At 71.9% G+C, this 20,090-nt stretch carries 17 protein-coding genes and 1 pseudogene; 5 read left to right on the top strand and 13 right to left on the bottom strand.

All coding sequences use genetic code 11. The annotated features are described in order from the left end of the window. Nucleotides 1–279 precede the first annotated feature (279 nt). Nucleotides 280–1,497: a glycoside hydrolase domain-containing protein gene (locus OG410_RS12600; protein WP_329299209.1), complete on the bottom strand. Its 1,218-nt coding sequence runs from the start codon at nucleotides 1,495–1,497 to the stop codon at nucleotides 280–282. A gap of 125 nt (nucleotides 1,498–1,622) precedes the next feature. On the opposite strand from OG410_RS12600, the gene OG410_RS42570 reads away from it, so the two are divergent. After that, complete coding sequence (locus tag OG410_RS42570; protein WP_101392327.1) at nucleotides 1,623–1,679, top strand: trp operon leader peptide; 57 nt, start codon at nucleotides 1,623–1,625, stop codon at nucleotides 1,677–1,679. A 109-nt stretch (nucleotides 1,680–1,788) separates the two neighbouring features. Continuing rightward, nucleotides 1,789–3,690, top strand: a complete 1,902-nt coding sequence (locus OG410_RS12605; protein ID WP_329299210.1) for an anthranilate synthase family protein — start codon at nucleotides 1,789–1,791, stop codon at nucleotides 3,688–3,690. Here OG410_RS12605 and OG410_RS12610 read toward each other — a convergent pair. The 5 genes and pseudogenes from OG410_RS12610 to OG410_RS12630 form a co-directional block, all read right to left on the bottom strand. Then, the gene (locus OG410_RS12610) at nucleotides 3,642–4,637 is read right to left on the bottom strand and encodes a 2-hydroxyacid dehydrogenase (RefSeq protein WP_329299211.1); all 996 of its coding nucleotides are present in this window, start codon (nucleotides 4,635–4,637) and stop codon (nucleotides 3,642–3,644) included. The genes OG410_RS12605 and OG410_RS12610 overlap by 49 nt on opposite strands. A gap of 80 nt (nucleotides 4,638–4,717) precedes the next feature. Beyond that, complete coding sequence (locus OG410_RS12615; RefSeq protein WP_329299212.1) at nucleotides 4,718–5,746, bottom strand: 6-phosphofructokinase; 1,029 nt, start codon at nucleotides 5,744–5,746, stop codon at nucleotides 4,718–4,720. Between the two features lie 141 nt (nucleotides 5,747–5,887). Further along, nucleotides 5,888–6,535, bottom strand: a complete 648-nt coding sequence (locus OG410_RS12620) for a response regulator transcription factor (protein ID WP_329304102.1) — start codon at nucleotides 6,533–6,535, stop codon at nucleotides 5,888–5,890. Nucleotides 6,536–6,608: 73 nt separating this feature from the next. Next, on the bottom strand, nucleotides 6,609–7,832 hold the full coding sequence (macS, locus tag OG410_RS12625; protein ID WP_329299213.1) for a MacS family sensor histidine kinase: 1,224 nt from the start codon (nucleotides 7,830–7,832) through the stop codon (nucleotides 6,609–6,611). Nucleotides 7,833–8,042: 210 nt separating this feature from the next. Further along, nucleotides 8,043–8,822, bottom strand: a pseudogene (locus OG410_RS12630) (lysophospholipid acyltransferase family protein); the annotation flags it as partial. Nucleotides 8,823–8,982: 160 nt separating this feature from the next. Between OG410_RS12630 and OG410_RS12635 the strand changes: the two are divergent. After that, nucleotides 8,983–9,792, top strand: coding sequence for an alpha/beta hydrolase (locus OG410_RS12635; protein ID WP_329299214.1), 810 nt, complete (start codon nucleotides 8,983–8,985; stop codon nucleotides 9,790–9,792). Then, on the top strand, nucleotides 9,785–10,582 hold the full coding sequence (locus tag OG410_RS12640; RefSeq protein ID WP_329299215.1) for a hypothetical protein: 798 nt from the start codon (nucleotides 9,785–9,787) through the stop codon (nucleotides 10,580–10,582). Before OG410_RS12635 ends, OG410_RS12640 begins: the two co-directional genes overlap by 8 nt. Nucleotides 10,583–10,680: 98 nt before the next feature. Here the strand turns inward: OG410_RS12640 and OG410_RS12645 are convergent, their stop codons facing one another. From OG410_RS12645 to OG410_RS12670, 6 genes are all read right to left on the bottom strand, one after another. Further along, nucleotides 10,681–11,445: an endonuclease/exonuclease/phosphatase family protein gene (locus OG410_RS12645; protein ID WP_329299216.1), complete on the bottom strand. Its 765-nt coding sequence runs from the start codon at nucleotides 11,443–11,445 to the stop codon at nucleotides 10,681–10,683. A 363-nt stretch (nucleotides 11,446–11,808) separates the two neighbouring features. After that, nucleotides 11,809–12,762: an ROK family glucokinase gene (locus OG410_RS12650; protein ID WP_329299217.1), complete on the bottom strand. Its 954-nt coding sequence runs from the start codon at nucleotides 12,760–12,762 to the stop codon at nucleotides 11,809–11,811. 54 nt (nucleotides 12,763–12,816) lie between these two features. Further along, the gene (locus OG410_RS12655) at nucleotides 12,817–13,302 is read right to left on the bottom strand and encodes a DUF5304 domain-containing protein (protein WP_329299218.1); all 486 of its coding nucleotides are present in this window, start codon (nucleotides 13,300–13,302) and stop codon (nucleotides 12,817–12,819) included. A 110-nt stretch (nucleotides 13,303–13,412) separates the two neighbouring features. Continuing rightward, on the bottom strand, nucleotides 13,413–14,582 hold the full coding sequence (locus tag OG410_RS12660) for an ArsA family ATPase (protein ID WP_329299219.1): 1,170 nt from the start codon (nucleotides 14,580–14,582) through the stop codon (nucleotides 13,413–13,415). Between the two features lie 349 nt (nucleotides 14,583–14,931). Next, a complete protein-coding gene (locus tag OG410_RS12665; RefSeq protein WP_329299220.1) occupies nucleotides 14,932–15,372 on the bottom strand; it encodes an SRPBCC family protein in 441 nt (146 codons plus the stop codon). Between the two features lie 123 nt (nucleotides 15,373–15,495). Beyond that, nucleotides 15,496–16,251 carry a metallophosphoesterase family protein gene (locus OG410_RS12670; protein ID WP_329304103.1) on the bottom strand — a complete coding sequence of 252 codons (756 nt, stop codon included), beginning with the start codon at nucleotides 16,249–16,251 and terminating at the stop codon, nucleotides 15,496–15,498. A gap of 338 nt (nucleotides 16,252–16,589) precedes the next feature. On the opposite strand from OG410_RS12670, the gene OG410_RS12675 reads away from it, so the two are divergent. Then, a complete protein-coding gene (locus OG410_RS12675; RefSeq protein WP_329299221.1) occupies nucleotides 16,590–18,386 on the top strand; it encodes an AMP-dependent synthetase/ligase in 1,797 nt (598 codons plus the stop codon). Between the two features lie 437 nt (nucleotides 18,387–18,823). Here the strand turns inward: OG410_RS12675 and OG410_RS12680 are convergent, their stop codons facing one another. Then, a complete protein-coding gene (locus tag OG410_RS12680; RefSeq protein ID WP_329299222.1) occupies nucleotides 18,824–19,966 on the bottom strand; it encodes a glycosyltransferase family 4 protein in 1,143 nt (380 codons plus the stop codon). Nucleotides 19,967–20,090 lie beyond the last annotated feature (124 nt).

The raw sequence follows: 20,090 nt of genomic DNA on the forward strand, positions 1-20,090 counted from the left end.
ATGCTCATCAATTGAGACGAACCGCGCTCGATCGGCGACTCTCCGGGCGGCCGTACGGCGGCCCGGAGAGAAGACGGCCGGTGCCTAGTGCCGCGGCAGGCAATGTTTGCCCGTCAAGGAGCGGCGCCCGGTGCGTGCTCTCGGTGTGCCGGCCGGAAGTCCTCGTACTGGATGTACTTGGGCTTTCGGCCGGTGCGGCGAGTGGGGGTGCCCCCTGCTCGAAGAGCTTGGGGGAGCGTGCCGGGAGTCGCGACGGGGCGAACGTTGCCTGTCGCGGCACTAGTCCACGTCGAGCCGGTCACGGTCGATGGAGATCCGTACACCGCCGTGGGTCTCGGTCGTGTCGCCCACGTACTGGTGGACGCGCTGGTGCTTGTTCCACAGCGTCGAGGGGATCGAGGAGTCCGACGTGCTCGACACCCGGTTCCAGCGGGCGAAGTGGATCACGTCGGGCAGGGTGACGCGGCTCTTGTTGGCGATCAGGTCGGACACCAGGGACGAGGTGTTGCCGTACGCGCCGGAGCGGTAGCCGAGTGCGTGCAGGCGCACGGTGTACGCCTGGAGGTAGGCGAGCACCGAGTCGGTGACCTTGCCTCCGGGCTCGTAGTGCTCCAGGTCGAGATAGAGCACCGTGCCCTTGCCGAAGCCCAGCGCGGCCGCCTGCTTGACGGCGTCGTCGGCGCCCGCGGTGCCCTGTGACACCGGGCTGGTGATGGCCGCGCAGCCGCCTCCGCAGCTGCCGCCGTCGGAGGAGGGCTGCCGGCCGACGTACAGCGGGAAGAACCGCCAGCCGCGTGTGTACTGCGTCCGCACCCAGTCGGCGGTCAGGTGCTGCTGGGCGCAGGCGCGGTTGAGACCGCCGATGTAGACACCGATGGCGCCGTACGGGGAGTCGTCGCGCCAGGCGTCCATCGCCGACTGGCTCGGCGCGGTGCAGGCGTCGAAGCCCTCGCCGCGGAAGGAGGTCGCGTCCTTCGGCAGCGGGGCCACAGCGCGCTGCTGCCCGGGTTCCTCGCGCCGGGCGGCGGCGACGGGCAGTCCGGCGCTGCTCAGGACGTCCTGGATGCGCGCGCGGTCGTATCCGTAGGCCGCGGTGACGGCGATGCGGTCGGCGGTGGCCCGGTAGGTGCGGGCCGTCGGGTTCTCCGTGACGGCCCTGGGGGCCACGGGGGCGGGCTGGACCAGCAGCGCCTCGGTACGGCCGCTGGCCCTGGCCGGGCAGTTCTGGTCGGTGCCGGGGGTGCCGAGGTAGACGGCGTGCCGGTCGAAGCGGACACAGGTGTCGGGATGCCTCTTCAGGTCCACGATCTTCCAGGAGTCGGGAACGGTGAAGATGTAGCCGCGGTAAGCGACCTGGGTGAGGTCCTCGGCGTCGCCCGTGCGCGGGGCGGAGCTCGCGGGGACGAGTGGCCCGGCGGCGAGGGCGGCCGCCGCGAGGAGCACCGTCAGGGCGCGGACGCCCTTCCGGCGGGGCTGGGACGAACGGACTGCGTGCATGGTTCTCGTTTCTCGGTGCGTTCGGTCTGTCTGGCCATCCATGGCCGGTGACCGGACGGTCGGAACGCCCCGCGGGACCGTTTCACGCTGTTGCCCGCCCCTCACCGTCGGGTAAGGTGCGGCGCATGTTCGCGCATTCGAACCAGAACTGGTGGTGGACCGCTCATCCGGCGGCCCACTGACTGCGCGTAGACACGACTTCGCGAAGGCCGCCCGAGGGGCGGCCTTCGGTGTTTGCGGACCCGGGCCGTTCCTCTCCGAGATGCACGATTCGAGAGAAGGACCGCACCGATGAACCTGCTCGACCTGCTGGACGATCCCCGTCCCTTCGCCCTGCTGCGCCGCCGTACTCCCGGCCGCGACCACGACGTGGTCGAACTGCTGCTGGGGCCGGTGCGCGAGGTGGAGCGCCTCGCCGACATCCCCGACGAGGGTCTCGCGCTGATCCCGTTCCGGCAGATCAGGGAGCGCGGCTTCGACGTCCGCGACGACGGCACCCCGCTCGCGGTGCTCACCCCCGAGGAGCGCCACGAACTGCCGCTCGCGCGGGCGCTGGCGCAGTTGCCGGCGCACGACGTCCGGGTCGAGGGCGGGGGCTTCGACGTCGGTGACGAGGAGTACTCCGGGATCGTCGAGCGGGTGCTGCGGGAGGAGATCGGGCGCGGCGAGGGCGCCAACTTCGTGATCCGGCGGACGTACGAGGGCCGGATCCCGGGGTTCGGACGGGCCGACGCCCTGGCGCTGTTCCGCCGGCTGCTGGTCGGCGAGCGGGGCGCGTACTGGACGTTCGTCGTGCACACCGGGGAGCGGACGCTGGTCGGGGCGAGCCCGGAGGTGCACGTGCGGATGTCCGCCGGGACGGTCGTGATGAACCCGATCAGCGGGACCTACCGCTACCCGGACGGGGGGCCGACGCCCGAGGACCTGCTCGCGTTCCTCGCCGACGGCAAGGAGATCGAGGAGCTCTCGATGGTCGTCGACGAGGAGCTCAAGATGATGTGCACGGTCGGGGACATGGGCGGGGTGGTGATCGGGCCGCGGCTCAAGGAGATGGCCCATCTCGCGCACACCGAGTACGAGTTGCGGGGCCGCTCCTCGCTGGACGTGCGGGACGTGCTGCGGGAGACCATGTTCGCGGCGACCGTCACCGGCTCGCCCGTGCAGAACGCCTGCCGGGTCATCGAGCGTCACGAGGTGGGCGGGCGCGGCTACTACGCGGGGGCGCTGGCGCTGGTCGGGCGGCAGCGGGAGGACGGGCCGGACGGCGGGCCCGGGGCGCAGACCCTCGACTCCCCGATCCTCATCCGCACGGCCGACATCGACGCGGACGGCCGGCTGCGCGTGCCGGTCGGCGCCACTCTCGTACGGGGATCGGATCCGGCGGGCGAGGTCGCCGAGACGCACGCCAAGGCGGCGGGGGTGCTGGCGGCGCTGGGGGTGCGGCCCGGCCGGCCGCGCCCGGACGGCGTACGGGCGAGGCTGGGCGACGATCCGCGGGTGCGGGCGTCGCTGGACGGGCGGCGGGCCTCGCTGGCGCCGTTCTGGCTGCGGATGCAGGAGCGGTCCCAGGAGCTCGCCGGGCACGCGCTGGTCGTGGACGCCGAGGACACCTTCACCGCGATGCTCGCGCATGTCCTGCGCTCGTCCGGGCTCGAGGTGACGGTACGCCGGTACGACGAACCGGGGCTGCGCGAGATCGTCCTCGCGCACGAGGGGCCGGTGGTCCTCGGGCCGGGTCCCGGCGATCCCCGCAACGCGACGGACCCCAAGATGCGCTTCCTGCGCGGCCTGACCGCCGAGGTGCTGCGTGAGCACCGGCACGGCGTCCTCGGTGTCTGCCTCGGCCACGAGCTGATCGCGGTCGAGCTGGGGCTGGACATCGTCCGCAAGGACGTGCCCTACCAGGGAGCGCAGACGCGCGTCGACCTCTTCGGGCGGCCCGAGACCGTCGGCTTCTACAACAGCTTCGTGGCGCACTGCGACGACGAGACGCTGGCGGAGCTGTCGGCGCACGGCGTCGAGGTCAGCCGGGCCGCGAACGGCGAGGTGCACGCGCTGCGCGGTCCCGGCTTCGCGGGCGTGCAGTTCCACCCGGAGTCGGTGCTGACGCTCAACGGCGCGGCCGTCGTACGGGAGCTGACGGGTCAGCTGCGCGGCACGAGCACGTTCTCCGAGCGGCGGCCCTCGGTGTAGTCGAGGACGTTGGCGGCGGTGGCGTCGACGATCTGGCCGACCGCGTCACGGGTGTAGTAGGCCTGGTGCGAGGTGACCAGGACGTTCGGGAAGGTGACCAGGCGGGCCAGGGTGTCGTCCTCGACGGTTTCGAGGGACTTGTCGAGGAAGAACAGTCCGGCCTCCGCCTCGTACACGTCGAGGCCGACACCCGTGAAGCGGCCCTCGCGCAACTGGGCGACGAGGGCCTGGCTGTCGATGAGGCCGCCGCGGCTGGAGTTCACCAGGATCGCGTCGTCCTTCATCATGCGCAGGGCGTCGGCGTCGATGAGGTGCTGGGTCCCCGGCATCAGCGGGACGTGCAGGGTGACGAGGTCGGACTCGGCGAGAAGGCGCTCCTTGGAGACGTACGTCATGCCGAGTGCGACGCACGCCGGGTTCTCGGCGATGTCCCAGCCGAGCAGCTTCATGCCGAAACCGTGGGCGATCCGGGCGAAGGCCTCGCCGATCTTCCCGGTGCCGACGACTCCTGCGGTGCGGCCGTGCATGTCACGGCCCATCAGCCCTTCGAGACGGAAGTCGAAGTCGCGGGTGCGGTTGGACGCGCGCACGATGCGGCGGTTGACGGCCAGGCCGAGGGTCCAGGCGAACTCGGCGACGGAGTAGGGCGAGTAGGACGAGACCCGGGCGACCGTCATCCCGAGGCGCTCGGCGACGTCGAGGTCGATGTTGTTGAACCCGGTGGAGCGCTGGGCGACGAGCTGGGTGCCGCCGGCCGCCAGGGTCTGCAGAACGCGGTGTCCCAGGGCGCAGTTGACGCTGGTGGACACGGCCTCGTAGCCGGTGGCGATGGGGGCGGTGTCCTCGCTGAGGAAGACGTCGAGGCAGCGGACCTCGTGGCGTCCCTCGAAGGCCTTCTCGATCAGGGGCTTCTCGTCGGACTGGACGCCGAACGCCAGAATCTCCACCGGTCTCTCCCGTGCTGGGGTACGGGCCGAATATACGGCCCGTACCCCCGGAGCCGCTCAGGCACGGGCGGGGTGCCGCCTCAGCCGAAGAACACCCCGACCTCCGCGTACAGGCCGGGGTCGACCGTCTTCAGCCTGGCGGTGGCCTCCGCGATCGGGACACGGACGATGTCGGTGCCGCGCAGCGCCACCATCTTGCCGAAGTCGCCGTCGCGGACCGCCTCGATGGCGTGCAGCCCGAAGCGGGTGGCGAGCCAGCGGTCGAAGGCGCTGGGCGTCCCGCCGCGCTGGACGTGCCCGAGGACCGTGGTGCGGGCCTCCTTGCCGGTGCGCCGCTCGATCTCCTTGGCCAGCCACTCGCCGACACCGGAGAGCCGGACGTGCCCGAAGGAGTCCAGGCTGCCGTCCTTGAGGACCATGTCGCCGTCCTTGGGCATGGCGCCCTCGGCGACGACGACGATCGGCGCGTACGAGGCCTTGAAGCGCGAGGTCACCCAGGCGCAGACCTGGTCCACGTCGAAGCGCTGCTCGGGGATGAGGATGACGTTCGCGCCGCCGGCCAGACCCGAGTGGAGGGCGATCCAGCCCGCGTGGCGGCCCATCACCTCGCAGACGAGGACGCGCATGTGCGATTCGGCGGTGGTGTGCAGGCGGTCGATGGCCTCGGTCGCGATGTTGACCGCCGTGTCGAAGCCGAAGGTGTAGTCGGTGGCGGAGAGGTCGTTGTCGATGGTCTTCGGTACGCCGACGACGTTGATGCCGTACTCGTCGCCGAGCCGCGCGGCGACGCCCAGGGTGTCCTCGCCGCCGATCGCGATGAGCGCCTCGACCTCCTGCTTGACGAGGTTCTCCTTGATCCGGCGGATGCCGTTCTCCTGCTTGAGGGGGTTGGTGCGCGAGGATCCGAGGATGGTGCCGCCGCGCGGCAGGATCCCGCGCACGGCCGGGATGTCGAGCCGTACGGTGTCGCCTTCGAGCGGCCCCCGCCAGCCGTCCCGGTAGCCGACGAAGTCATAGCCGTACTCCTGAACGCCCTTGCGGACGATGCCCCGGATGACGGCGTTGAGCCCGGGGCAGTCGCCGCCTCCGGTCAGTACTCCGACCCGCATGGAAAGTCCCTTCGCCACGGTTGGCTGTCGGACTCACGCTAATAGTGATCCAGGTCACTTCGGCATGGTGCGGAAGGGCTGTTCCGGTGAATTGTCGGCCAGTTGATCAATAGATCACCCGAAAGACGGCATCTGTGGCGGTCAGGCCTCGTCCAGTCCGCGCTCTATGGCGTAGCGGACCAGCTCGACCCGGTTGTGCAACTGGAGCTTGCCCAGGGTGTTCTGCACATGGTTCTGGACGGTGCGGTGGGAGATGACCAGGCGCTCGGCGATCTGCTTGTAGCTCAGGCCCTTGGCGACCAGGCGCAGCACCTCGGTCTCGCGGTCGGTCAGCTGCGGGACCCTCGGCTCGTCGGCGCCCGTGGCCGGGACGGGTTCCGAGGCCAGCCGGCGGTACTCGCCGAGGACCAGTCCCGCGAGGCCGGGGGTGAACACCGGGTCACCGGCGGCGGTCCGGCGCACCGCCTCGGTCAGTTCCTCCGCGGACGCCGACTTCAGGAGGTAGCCGGTCGCGCCGGACTTCACCGCCTCCAGCACGTCGGCGTGCTCGCCGCTGGCCGACAGGACCAGGACGCGCAGGGACTGATCGGCGCCGACCAGCTCCTTGCAGACCTGGACGCCGGGCTTGGCGGGCAGGTTCAGATCGAGGACGAGCACGTCGGGTGCCACCGCCAGGGCACGGCGCACGGCCTGTTCGCCGTCGCCGGCGGTCGCGACCACGTCGAACCCGGCGGCCGCCAGGTCACGGGCCACGGCGTCACGCCACATGGGATGGTCGTCCACCACCATGACCCTGATGCGGCTCTCCTCCGCCCGCGGCTGCGCCGCAGTCCCGCCCGTCATCGCCCTACCGTCGCCTTCGTCATCGCGTCTTCGCCTTCCCCCGTGTGTCCTTCGGTACCTTCAGCTCGACCTCGGTGCCCTGTCCCGGGACGGAGATCAGCTCCGCAGTGCCGCCCAGCTCGCGCAGCCTGCCGCGGATCGACAGCGCCACTCCGAGCCGCCCCTCGCCCTCGGCCTGGGCCAGACGCCCCTCCGGGATGCCGGGGCCGTCGTCGCGCACCGTCACGATCACGGCGTCCGGTTCGTCCTCGACCAGGATCCAGGCGCGGGCGTCCTCGCCCACGTGCTGACGGACATTGTCCAGGGCGGCGCCCACGGCCGCTGCCACCTCCCGCGCGGCGGGCGGGCCGAGCGGCACCGGCGCGCCGGGCTCGGAGAGGGTCACGCGCGCGGTGGCGTACGGGGCGAGCAGGGCGCGCAGGTCGAGCGGAGCATCGGGGTCCGCGTCGTCGGGTTCGTCGACGGCGCGGACCACCGCGCCGAGCGCGGCGTCCTCCGACACCCGTGAGACGGGCACCATGCCGCCCGACACCAGCGTGCGCAGCGCGGCCTCCTGCTCGCCGGCCATCCGGCCGAGCTCCGCGGCCTCGCCGCCGAGCGCGCTGCCACGCCGCTGCACCATGGCGAGGACCTGGAGCACACCGTCGTGGATGTCCCGGGCGAGGCGCTCGCGTTCGCGGGTGGCCGCCTCGATCTCCAGGGCGCGGGCGAGGGTGCGCTCGGAGGCGCGGGCCACCTCGACGACGTAGCCGATGGCGATCGAGGCGACCCAGACGAGGATCACGTTGTGCACGGTGTCCCGGGCCGGGGCGCCGCGCTCGACGAGGTTGGCCGCGGCGACGAGGGTGGAGGCGAAGGCCGCCCACCGCCAGCCGCCCTTGATCGCGAAGGCCAGGACGGCACCCGCCGTCCATATCGACGGCAGCGTCGGGCCGCCCGCGTCGATGCGCGCGGCGGAGTCGGCGACACGGGTGAGCAGGATCCCGGCCAGTGCGACGGTGAGGTCGGCGACGAGGAACCGCTTGGTGCAGTTGGCCGCGCCGGAGACGCTCGGCAGCGTGGCCAGCGTCCAGACGAGCAGGAAGGCGAAGAACGCGACGGCCACCCACGGGCGGGCAAACTTGTCGTACGTGGTGGCGAAGAGCCCGATCGCGTACAGCACGGTCAGCACCCGGTAGCCGCTCAGCGCACGCCACAGCGGCTGCTCGACCGACATCCTCATGACTCTCTCGCGCTTGGCCATGTCCCCCACCCCCGACTGCCGACGTCCCTACGGACGCTCCTGGGAGCCGGACCGTTGCCTGTCGGTCGGCTCGGCTTCCCCCGCTCCCCCTGGACCGTCCGACGGACCGGCCTGCTCCCCGCCTTGTTCCCCGGCCGGGGCCTCTGCCTGGTCCGCGGTCTGGTCCGCGGGCGGTACTTCGGCCTGTGATTCGCTCAGCGCTTCGGTCTGCGCTTCCGTCTGCTTCTCGGCCTGCGCTTCGGCCTGTTCCCTGGCCGCCTGCTTCTCGGCCTGGGCGAGTGCCGCCCTGGCCGCCTTCTCGGCGTCCTTCTCGGCCTTCGCCGCCTCCGCGATCTGCCGCTTGGCGGCCGTCGCGTACATGTCGACGTACTCCTGGCCGGACAGCTTCATGATTTCGTACATGACCTCGTCGGTCACCGCGCGGAGCACGAACCGGTCGTGCTCCATGCCGCTGTAGCGGCTGAAGTCGAGCGGCTTGCCGATGCGGATGCCCGGACGCATCAGCTTGGGCATCAGCTTGCCCGGAGGCTGGATCTTCTCGGTGTCGATCATCGCCACCGGGATGACGGGCGCGCCGGTGGCGAGGGCCACGCGCGCGAGACCGCCGGGCTTGCCGCGGTAGAGGCGCCCGTCGGGCGAGCGCGTGCCCTCCGGGTAGATGCCGAACAGCTCACCGCGCTCGATGACGTCTATGCCGCTCTTGATGGCCGCCTCGCCCGCGCCGCGCCCTCCGGACCGGTCCACCGGGAGCTGGCCGACGCCCTTGAAGAAGGCGGCCGTCATCCGGCCCTTGATGCCCGGGGTCGTGAAGTACTCGGCCTTCGCGATGAAGGTCACCTTGCGTTCGAGGACCGCCGGCAGGAAGAACGAGTCCGAGAACGACAGATGATTGCTCGCCAGAATGGCCGGGCCCGCGGCGGGGATGTTCTCGAGGCCTTCCACCCAGGGTCTGAAGGCGAGCTTCAGTGGCCCTCCGATGGAAAACTTCATTGCGCCGTAGATCACCCGCGTGCCTCCTGTGTCGTGGATCAGACCTTAACCCGGAGCACCGTCAAAGGACCCGACGACCCTGGTCGGTGTCAGTACGGTCGCGTACGGTGAAGCACACCCGGAGTCGTTTTCCGCCCCAACTCATGAACAGGAGACCGAGGTGCCGGTCCTTCCTGGAGCCGAGCCGTTCCGCCACGAAGGCGGAGAGGTCGGCGTCCTTCTCTGCCACGGTTTCACCGGCTCCCCGCAGTCGCTGCGCCCCTGGGCGGAGTACCTCGCCGAGCGCGGTCTGACCGTCGCGCTGCCCCTGCTCCCGGGGCACGGCACGCGCTGGGAGGACATGCAGGTCACCGGCTGGCAGGACTGGTACGCGGAGGTCGACCGCGAACTGCGCGCGCTGCGCGAGAGGTGCTCGCGGGTCTTCGTCTTCGGGCTGTCGATGGGCGGCGCGCTGGCCCTGCGGCTCGCGGCCAGGCACGGCGACGACATCGACGGCATCGTGGTCGTCAACCCGCTGAACAAGGTGCACGGTGCCGCCGCCCGTCTCCTGCCGGTCCTGCGCCACCTGGTCCCCTCGACGAAGGGCATCGCGAGCGACATCGCGAAGGAGGGCTCCGAGGAGATCGGCTACGGCCGGGTGCCGCTGCACGCCGCGCATTCGATGCGTCTGCTGTGCGGGATCGTGGACGCGGAGCTGCCGCAGGTCACCCAGCCGCTCCTGCTGCTGCACAGCCTCCAGGACCATGTGGTCTCCCCCGCCGACTCGGCGCGCATCCTCGGCCGGGTGTCCTCCACGGACGTGACGGAGATCGTGCTGGAACAGAGCTACCACGTCGCGACGTTGGACCTGGACGCGGACCGGATCTTCGAGGAGAGCCACTCCTTCGTCACCCGGCTCGCGCCCGGTGCCGGCAAGGAGGCCGACGCCGGTCGGGTGGGCCCACAGGAAGGGACGGCAGCCGGTGGCTGAGCACGACGCGGACCGCGGCGATCCGGAGGAGAAGGGCGTACCCGTCGGCGAGCCGCTCGACGGGGCTCGCGGCGAGGGCCTCGGCGACGCGCTCACCGAGTCCGCCGGGGAGCGGCTCGAAGAATCGCCCGGTGATGCCCGCGGGGAGTCCTCCGGCGACGAACAGAGCGTGCCGTTCGACGAGGAGGCCGCCTGGAAGTCGATCGTCGAGGGATACGGCGAGGAGCCGCCGGACCCGCCCGGCTCGCGGCCGTTCCGGTCGGTCGAGGACCTGGCACTCCCCGAGCCCGGGCCGGACACCGACTCCGGGACCGATGGCGGTGGCGGTGGCGGGAGCACCGGGGACGGCGAGGGCGACGACGCCCCGGCTCCGGGAGCAGGGCCCGAGCCGGAGGCCTCCACGGGCGACCTGACCTCCCCCGGTGACCTGCCCTCCGTCGTCAAGCCGCTCGGCAGCTCGATCGCCTTCGCGCCCGGTGTCGGCGGCCCGCGGGACTACCGCGCGCCCGAGCCGTCCGAGGGCGACTTCGACGAGGACGACGAGGGCCACTTCGTTCCGCCCGAGCCGCCTCCGCTGCCCGCCGCGGACACGACCGCCAAGTTCGCCTGGCTCGGCGTACTCGGCGGCCCCGCGCTGCTTCTGCTGGCCGTCCTGTTCGGCTGGGACATGACCTGGTGGCTCACCTCCCTCGGCATCGGCGGTTTCCTCGGCGGCTTCGCCACCCTGGTGACGCGCATGAAGGACGACGACGAGGACCACGAGGACCCGGGGCGCGGCGCGGTCGTCTGACCACGGCCGCGCCTCGGCCCCGGATACGGCGGGAGGTTCCGGCCCGTCCCAGGACGGATGATCCGAGCCGCGCCCAGGACGGGTGATCCGAGCCGCGCTCAGGACGCGGGCACTCTGAGGGCGGCCAGTACGGGCAGATGGTCCGTGGCCGCCCTCAGGTCGTCCTCGCCCACGCCGGGCAGGCCGAGCGGCACTCCGCAGCCGAGGACCTCGATGCCGGGCGTGGCGAAGACGGCGTCGATGCGCCGGTCGGGGCCCGCGAACGTCCAGGTGTGTTCCCCGCCCCAGGGACGGGTCGCCCAGCCGTCCTGGAGCGCGCCCGCCAGACGGCGGAACGTCGGTCCTGTCGGGCGTTCGTTGAGGTCGCCGCCCGCGACGGCGTGCGGGGTGCCGAAACCGGCGAGACGGTCGAGGAGCAGGCCGCTCTGCTCGTAGCGCTCGTCCTTCTGGAGCGACAGATGGCAGCTCAGCACGCCGAGCCGGGCTCCGCCGAACCGCACGACCGCCGTGGCGAAGCCCCGCCGGTGCAGCCCCGGGGTGAGCGGGAGCAGGACGTCCTCGGTGCGCTCCACGGTGGCCCGCAGGGTGCACAGCAGCGCGGGCCCGGAGGCGGTGGCGCCTCCGGACAGGATGACGAGCCCGGAGGCGGCGGCAAGACGCGCGAGCTTCTTGCGCCAGCGGAAGAAGCGCGGCGCCTCCTGGACCAGTACGAGGTCCGGTGCGCAGGCGCTGATCACCCGGGCGAGCGCTGCGGTGTCGTCGCGCATCGAGCGGATGTTGTAGCTGAGCACGCGGATGACGGCCGAACCGTCGGATTCGGTGCGGGACGCGGGCAGCGGACTGGCGGAGGAGCTGGTCGGCATGGCGATCAAGATACGCGCCGGGAGCCCGCCGGAAGGGCCGAAGAACCACATGGCTCGCCCGCAGGGGGCACCGGCTGGTGGAGCGGTGCTCCTGACGCGCCGAGGGACCCCTCGATCGGGTGAGGCGGACGCCGGGGCGGGTGAACCGGCGGACACGGGGGGCGGCCCGCTGGTGTCCCGTGGAGTCGGGCGGGCGCGGCGGCCCGACGCGCCTCCCGGGGCATACGGCGGGCGCGGGACGACGCCTCCCCGGAGCCTCCCGGAGGATATGGCGGCCGACGCCTCCCGGGGATGGGGCGGACACGGGGGCGCCCGCCGTCCTGTGAGGGTGCGGCGGGCGCTGCCGTGCGAGAAGTGCGGGACCTACATGATCGGGTCGGGCTCCCGGGCCAGGTCCGCCGCTCCGACGAGACCCGCCTTGTTGCCCAGCTGCGCGGCGATCACATCGGCGACCGGACGCCAGTTGCCGCCGACCAGCCAGCGCTTGTACGACTTGCGGATCGGGTCGAGGACCAGCTCACCCTCGTCCGAGAGGCCGCCGCCGACGATGAAGGCGGACGGGTCGAAGAGCGAGGCGAGGTCGGCCAGACCCGCGCCGGCCCAGCGGGCCAGCTCGCGGTAGGAGTCCACCGCCACGTGGTCGCCCTGCCGGGCGGCCATGGAGATGTGCTTGCCCTCGATGCCGTCGGGGGTACCGTCGCCGAGGCCCAGGAGGACCTCCGCCGCCTCCGGGGTCGCGTTGGCCCGCTGCTTGGCGTAACGGACGAGGGCGCGGCCGGAGGCGTACTGCTCCCAGCAGCCCTGCGAGCCGCAGCCGCACAGCAGTCCGTCCGGCACCATCCGGATGTGGCCGAACTCGGCGGCCACGCCGAAGTGGCCGCGGCGCAGCTTGTTGCCGATGATGATGCCGCCGCCGAGGCCGGTGCCCAGGGTGATGCAGATGACGTTGCGGTGGCCCTTGCCGGCGCCGAACTTGTACTCGCCCCAGGCTGCCGCGTTCGCGTCGTTCTCCACGACGACCGGCAGGCCCACGCGCTGCTCGACCTCGGCCTTGAGCGGCTCGTTGCGCCAGTCGATGTTCGGCGCGAAATAGACCGTCGAGCGCTGGCGGTTCACGTATCCGGCGGCACCGATGCCGACACCGACGATGTCGTGACCGGCACGCGCGCCCTCCACTGCCGAGGCGATGGCGTCGATAATGGCCTCGGACGTGCTCGGGGTCGGCACCTTGTGCGTCGAGAGGATATTGCCTTCCTCGTCGACCACACCGGCCGCGATCTTCGTGCCGCCGATATCGACGCCGATGGTGAGTCCCATGAATCCCTCAGTTTCGGTCGAGCCCCGCTACGGCCAACCGTACCCGAGGGGCGATTAGTCCAAGTCGATGTGTTCGCCCGGACCGGACTCGTCGTCGCGGGAACCTGTGCCCCGAGTGGTCCAGCGGCGCTCCTGGTTCTCGACGGCCGAGCGGTAGGCGGCGAGCAGTTCCGAGCCCGCGGCCGCCAGGTGGTCGAACACCTCGGGGTTGCGCTCCAGCACCGGTTCCACGGCGGCCTTGGCCTGCTGCACGACCTGGCTGACCATCTGCTGGGCGGTGCCGGAGGCGACCGCTCCGAACAGCGGCGACTGGAGCCCGGAGAGCTTGTCGGCGACGGCGTCGACGAGTTTGCGCAGTTCCTCGGCGGCCGAGCCGGGCGGCGCGCCGTGCTGGGCGCGACGGCGGGCCTGCTCCGCGGCGAGGTCCTCCGCGCAGGCCTTCGCCCAGGCGTCGGCGTCCGTGGCGTGCGCTTCCTCGACGCGTACCTCGTCGGCCGTCTCCTCCTGAGCGGCGTCGGATGGGGGGCGCTCTTCGCTCATGGCGGGACTCCTGCCTACGTTTTCCTTGCTCTCGACGTTACCCGAACGGGGGTACCTCGTTCACCGTGCCCGGCTCCCCGGATCGGGCACGGCCGGTTCTCGGCGGCACGTCACTTCTCGCGCGGCCACAGCCCGGGATCCGGCGTGAAACGGATGCGCAGCTCGCCCTCGCGCAGCGCGGCTCCGGACACCGTGCAGCGGCGCAGCGCGGACGGGAGCGGGACGATCCTGCGGAACTGGCCGACGGTGACGACGAGTTCGTCGCCGCGCCGGATGAGGTCGAGTTCGTCGCGTATCGCGCCGGGCAGCGGGATGTGCCACACGAGCACGCCGTCGTCGGCGAGCCGGTCGGCGACGGGCCACTCGACGGGGGTGGGCGCGGTGTTGACGCCGGGCACGGCAAGCGCGGCGAGGTCGTCGGTGCCGCGCGGGTCGTGGCCGCGGTGCGGGACCTCGTGGACCGTGTACGTCTCCCGCCACTCGTCCAGGGCCTTGCGCTGCTGGGCCGCGAGGGCTCCCAGCCAGGCGTCGTTGGTGGCGCCGGGCAGCACCCGGTTCGCGACGAGTCCGTCGACGGGCAGTCCGCGCAGGGCGAGGGCGGTGGCGGCGGTGCGGACGGCGTCGGTTCCGGCGGGTCCGGGCTCGGCGACCAGTCGTACGGTCGTGGCGCGGTCCTCGACCACGCCTTGCACGGCGGCCAGCTCGATGTCCCAGCGCCCCGCGGTCTCGTACAGCCACTCGGCGGGCATGGGCACGCCCGCGAGCCGCCCGAGGACCGGACGCAGGGCTCGGGCCGCCTGGCGCTCCGGCGGGAGCAGGCGGCGCAGATAGCGGCGGAGCTCCTCGGGCAGCGCCAGGAGGGCGAGGGCCTGCGGGGTTGGGGGCAGGTCCACGACGAGCAGGCCGTACGCATCCGACAGCGCGGCGTCGCGCAGGGCGCGCAGCAGGGCGAGTTCCTCGGCGCCGGGGAGCGGGGTGACTTCCTCGGCGTCCAGGCGGGAGGCGCCGAGGAGGTCGAGGGCGGTGGTGGCGCGCCGCTGGAAGGCGGTGAGGTCGTCGCGGAACCGGGCGGCGGCGTCGGGGCGCCAGGCCGTGAGACCGGGGGCGGCTTCCACGGGGTCGGGGCCGGTGGGGACGCCGAGCACGGCGCCGAGGGTGTCGGTGCGGTCGGCGGTGAGCACCAGGGTGCGGGTGCCTTGCCTCGCCGCCTTCAGCGCGGTGGCCGCGGCGACGGTGGTACGGCCTGTGCCGCCTTGGCCGGTGATCAGGATGGTGCGCATGGGGGTGAACGCTACCGGTGTGGTGGCCTCGGCGGTTTCCGGGTCCGGCCGGTGGGTGGGTCGGGGCCGCGCCGGTGCATCAGCCCGTCGCCGTTGGATGAGGCGTGGCCGTCGGTGGCGACGGGCATCGATGTACCGGCACGGCCCCGACGGCGCGCTCCCGGCTGCGGGTGCGCGATCCAGACGGTCACAGCCCCGGCCGGGAGAATCCAGCCCCTCCGGCGTTTGAGGAGCGGGGTCGGGGGCGGAGCCCCAGGGGTGGGACGGGTAGGGGCGGAGGGGGCGAAGAAGCGGTCGTGGGTGGCGAGGGCGCGGCCGGGCGGGACGTGAAGGCGGGCCCCCAGAGGGACTAGGTCGTTTCCTCTACGCGCTTCTTCAGGCCGGCCAGGGCGCGGTCGATGATGACCTTCTCGGCCTTGCGCTTGATCATGCCGAGCATCGGGATCTTGACGTCGACGGTCAGCCGGTAGGTGACCTCGGTGGCGCCCTTGCCCGCGGGCTCGAGGAGGTAGGAGCCGTCCAGCGAGCGGAGCATCTGGGACTTCACCAGGGTCCAGGAGACCTCGTGGTCGCCGGTCCAGGTGTAACCGAGAGTCTGGTCGTCCTTGATGGCGCCGGCGTCCATGACGAGCCGGACCTGTTCGGCGCGGCCGAGTTCGTCCGACTTGAGGACCTCGGCCTCCTTCACCTCACCCGTCCAGTCCGGGTACCGGGCGAAGTCGGCGATCACCGCCATGACGTCAGCCGGTACCGCTTCGATCGTGATGCTCGAACTGGTGTGTTCCGCCATCGCGGTGGCTCCTCCAGATGCGGTCCGGTGAGGGAGGTCGGTGCGCACGTGTGTGCAGCGTGAAGGCTACCGCGCACGACCACGGACGCCTCACCCCACCTGGCCCTCGGAACCGTCGCGGCGTCACCACTCCAGCACCCAGGGTCGGCCCGACCCCGCGAAGTGCCCCACATTGACGCATTCCGTCGCCCCCACACGCATCCGGCGGACGAGAGGCTGATGGACGTGGCCGAAGAGCGCGTAACGGGGGCGCGTGCGCCGGATCGCGTCCAGCAGCGCGAGGGAGCCGCGCTCGAAGCGGCGCGCCACGGTGTCGTACACGAGTTCCGGCACCTCCGGCGGAATGTGCGTGCACAGCACGTCGACCTCGCCGACCGCCTCGATCTTGGCCGCGTACTCCTCGTCGCTGATCTCGTACGGCGTCCGCATCGGTGTCCGCAGTCCCCCTCCGACGAAACCGAAGACGCGGCCGCCGATCTCGACCCGCTCACCGTCCAGGACGGTGGTGCCCTGGCCGGCGTACTCCGGCCACAGAGCCGGCATGTCGACATTGCCGTAGGTCGCGTACGTCGGCTCCGGGAACGCGGCGAACATCTCGGCGTACTGCTTGCGCACCGCCTTCTCGATCGCCGCGGCCCGGTCGGTGCCGATGCCCGCCCACAGCCGGGCACCGAACGCGCGCGCCTCCTCGAAGCGGCGGGCGGTGCGCAGCTCGACGATGCGGTCGGCGTTCTCCACGCCGAAGAGGTCCGGGAAGATGCCGCGCGCGTGGTCGGCGTAGTCGAGGAAGAGGACCAGGTCACCGAGGCAGATCAGGGCGTCGGCGCCGTCGCCGGCCCGGGCCAGGTCGCGGGCGTTGCCGTGCACGTCGCTGACCACATGAATGCGCGTCCTCGGACGGCCGACAGGTGTGGATGCCATGACGATCAAGCGTAGGCGGGTGCGGCAAACGTGAACAGAGGCGGCCGGACCTGCGATTACTGGCATGCGCGGAAGGGCGTGGACTACTGTGCGCGCAGGAACGCCACCACGTGTGACGCATGGAACATCTCGCCGGGACCCCCTGTCGAAGACCCCATACCGGCGGGTAACGTCCGGGCAGTCCAGTCGTACTCGGGATTTCAACAAATGATCTCTTGAGTACTTGCCCGAGCCTTGGACCGCACCGTCGCATCACACAGAGTCGTGGCGTCGGCGCCCTATGAGGAGCAGCAGTCTTGCGCGAGTTCAGCCTTCCGGCTTTGTACGAGGTCCCTGCGGACGGAAATCTCACCGACATCGTCCGCAGAAACGCCGCGCAGCATCCCGACGTAGCCGTGATCGCCCGCAAGGTGGGCGGTACCTGGACGGACGTCAGCGCCACGACCTTCCTCGCCGAGGTGCTGACCGCGGCCAAGGGTCTGATCGCCTCGGGCGTGCGGCCCGGTGACCGGGTCGGCCTGATGTCCCGTACCCGCTACGAGTGGACGCTGCTCGACTTCGCGATCTGGAGCGCCGGCGCCATCACCGTGCCGGTGTACGAGACCAGCTCCCCCGAGCAGGTGCAGTGGATCCTCGGCGACTCCGGCGCCACCGCCTGCATCGTGGAACTGCCGGCGCACGCGGCCTGCGTCGAGTCGGTACGTGACCGGCTGCCCGCCCTCGAACACGTCTGGCAGATCGAGGCCGGCGGCGTCGAGGAGCTGGGGCGCCTGGGCGCGGACGTCAGTGACGCCACCGTCGAGGAGCGCAGCTCGTTCGCCAAGGCGGACGACCCGGCGACCATCGTCTACACCTCCGGGACCACCGGCCGCCCCAAGGGCTGCGTCCTGACCCACCGCGCCTTCTTCGCGGAGTGCGGCAACATCGTGGAGCGGCTGCGCCCGCTGTTCCGCACCGGCGAGTGCTCGGTCCTGCTGTTCCTCCCGCTCGCGCACGTCTTCGGGCGGCTCGTGCAGGTCGCGCCGATGATGGCGCCGATCAAGCTGGGCTGTGTCCCGGACATCAAGAACCTCACCGACGAGCTGGCCTCGTTCCGGCCGACGCTGATCCTCGGTGTGCCGCGCGTCTTCGAGAAGGTCTACAACTCGGCGCGCGCCAAGGCCCAGGCGGACGGCAAGGGCAAGATCTTCGACAAGGCCGCGGACACGGCGATCGCGTACAGCCGCGCGCTGGACACCCCCTCGGGGCCGTCCCTCGGTCTGAAGATCAAGTACAAGACGTTCGACAAGCTCGTCTACAGCAAGCTGCGCGCGGTGCTCGGCGGTCGCGGCGAGTACGCGATCTCCGGCGGTGCCCCGCTGGGCGAGCGGCTCGGCCACTTCTTCCGCGGTATCGGCTTCACGGTGCTGGAGGGCTACGGCCTCACCGAGTCCTGCGCGGCCACGGCCTTCAACCCGTGGGACCGTACGAAGATCGGCACCGTCGGCCAGCCGCTGCCCGGCTCCGTGATCCGTATCGCCGACGACGGCGAGGTGCTGCTGCACGGCGAGCACCTGTTCCAGGGGTACTGGAACAACGAGGCCGCCACCGCCGAGGCACTCGCCGACGGCTGGTTCCACACCGGTGACATCGGCACCCTCGACGAGGACGGCTACCTCCGCATCACCGGCCGCAAGAAGGAGATCATCGTCACGGCGGGCGGCAAGAACGTCGCTCCGGCGGTGATAGAGGACCGTATCCGTGCCCACGCGCTGGTCGCGGAGTGCATGGTGGTCGGCGACGGACGGCCGTTCGTCGGCGCGCTGGTCACGGTCGACGAGGAGTTCCTGGCCCGCTGGGCCGCGGAGCACGGGAAGCCGGCCGGCTCCACCGCTGCCTCGCTGCGCGAGGACGCGGACCTGGCCGCCGCCATCCAGGACGCGATCGACGACGGCAACGCCGCGGTGTCCAAGGCCGAGTCGGTCCGCAAGTTCCGTATCCTCGACCACCAGTTCACCGAGGAGTCGGGCCATCTGACGCCGTCCTTGAAGCTGAAGCGGAACGTGGTGGCGAAGGACTACGCGAACGAGATCGAGGCACTTTATCGGGGCTGATGCCCGAGCGACCGGGTTCCAGCCCGGCCGGAACAGACGGCTCGGCCCCCTTCGGTGAAGGGGGCCGAGCCGTTTTCCGTCCCGGGGTCGTTTGCCTTCGGGCGCGGGTGCAGGGTTCCGCCTCCCGGCGTGGGGTTCCGCCTCCCGACGGGGGGCCGCCTCCCGCCGTAGGGGGTGGGGTTCGTCCCGGGCGGACGGTGCGGCGTGGTTGCTCGCGCAGTTCCTCGCGCCCCTGAGCGCCCTGGCGGGCGCCCGTCGAGGCGCCCGCCAGGGCGGCCGTCCGGGGGCGCGGGGAACTGCGCGGCCAGGCAAAGGCGGCCCGCAGGTGCCGGCGGGCGGCAAGTGGCAGCCCCACGGGCGAACCCGGTGACGCTAGAGCAGCACTCGCAGGCGCCGACGGGCAGCAAGTGGCAGCCCCGTGGGCGAACCCGGTACCGCTAGAGCAGCTCTCGGAGGCGTTCCGCCAGGAGGTCCCAGCGCCAGTTCTCCTCGACCCAGGCCCGGCCGCGTTCGCCCATGCGGCGGCGGAGCTCGGGGTCGCCGAGCAGGGTGACGATGCGGTCGGCCGCGTCCTCGGCGGAGCCGCCGCGGACGACCCAGCCCGTCTCGCCGTCGAGCACGGCGTCGGGCGCGCCCCCCGAGTCGCCGGCCACCACCGGAAGGCCCGTCGCCGACGCCTCCAGGTAGACGATGCCGAGCCCCTCGACGTCGAGTCCGCCCCTGCGGGTCCGGCACGGCATCGCGAACACGTCCCCGGCCCCGTAGTGCGCGGGCAGTTCCGACCAGGGCACCGCCCCGGTGAACCGGACCGAGTCCGCGACCCCGGTCTCGTGCGCGAGCTTGCGCAGCTCCTTCTCGTACGGCCCGCCCCCGACGATCAGCAGCACCGCGTCCGGCTCCTTGGCCAGGATCCGCGGCATCGCGAGGACGAGGGTGTCCTGGCCCTTGCGCGGGACCAGGCGGGAGACGCAGACGACGACCGGCCGGTCGGTGAGGCCGAGGCGGGCCCGGACCTCGTCGCCGCCCGAGCCGGGGTGGAAGGTCCGCTCGTCGACGCCGGGCGGCAGCCGCACCATGCGCGCGGCCGCCTCGGGGGTCAGCGCGGAGGCGATCCGCGAGCGCGTGTACTCCCCGAGGTAGGTGATCGTGTCCGTGGACTCGCCGATCCGGCGCAGCAGCGCCCGGGCGGCGGGAAGCTGGGCCCAGCCGGCCTCGTGGCCGTGCGTGGTCGCCACGAGGCGGGTCGCGCCCGCTCTGCGCAGGGCCGGCGCCATCAGGCCGAGCGGTGCCGCCGCCCCGAACCACACCGACGTACAGCCGTGTTCACGCAGCAGGCCGACCGCCCGCCGGGTGGCGCCCGGCGTCGGAAGCAGCATGGTCGTACGGTCCCGTACGACGGTGAAGGGCTGCTCGGCGTCGAACGCGGCGGTCGCCTCGGCGCCCTCGTGGCCGCGCTTCCAGGTCGAGGCGTAGACGACGATCCGCCCGGGGTCCAGGCGCAGCGCCATGTTGTGCAGAAAGGCCTGGATGCCGCCGGGGCGGGGCGGGAAGTCGTTCGTCACGATCAGGGTCCTGTGCATCGTGTTCGACAGTACCGAACCTATACTCACAGCTCCGCACGGCCGCGCTTGACGGCTCGTACACAGACCGGTGGGTCACCCTGGGGCCGCGAAAGCGCGGCGCGAGACACACACGGATTCCGGA

The organism is Streptomyces sp. NBC_00659, from assembly GCF_036226925.1.
Classification (GTDB): Bacteria; Actinomycetota; Actinomycetes; order Streptomycetales; family Streptomycetaceae; genus Streptomyces.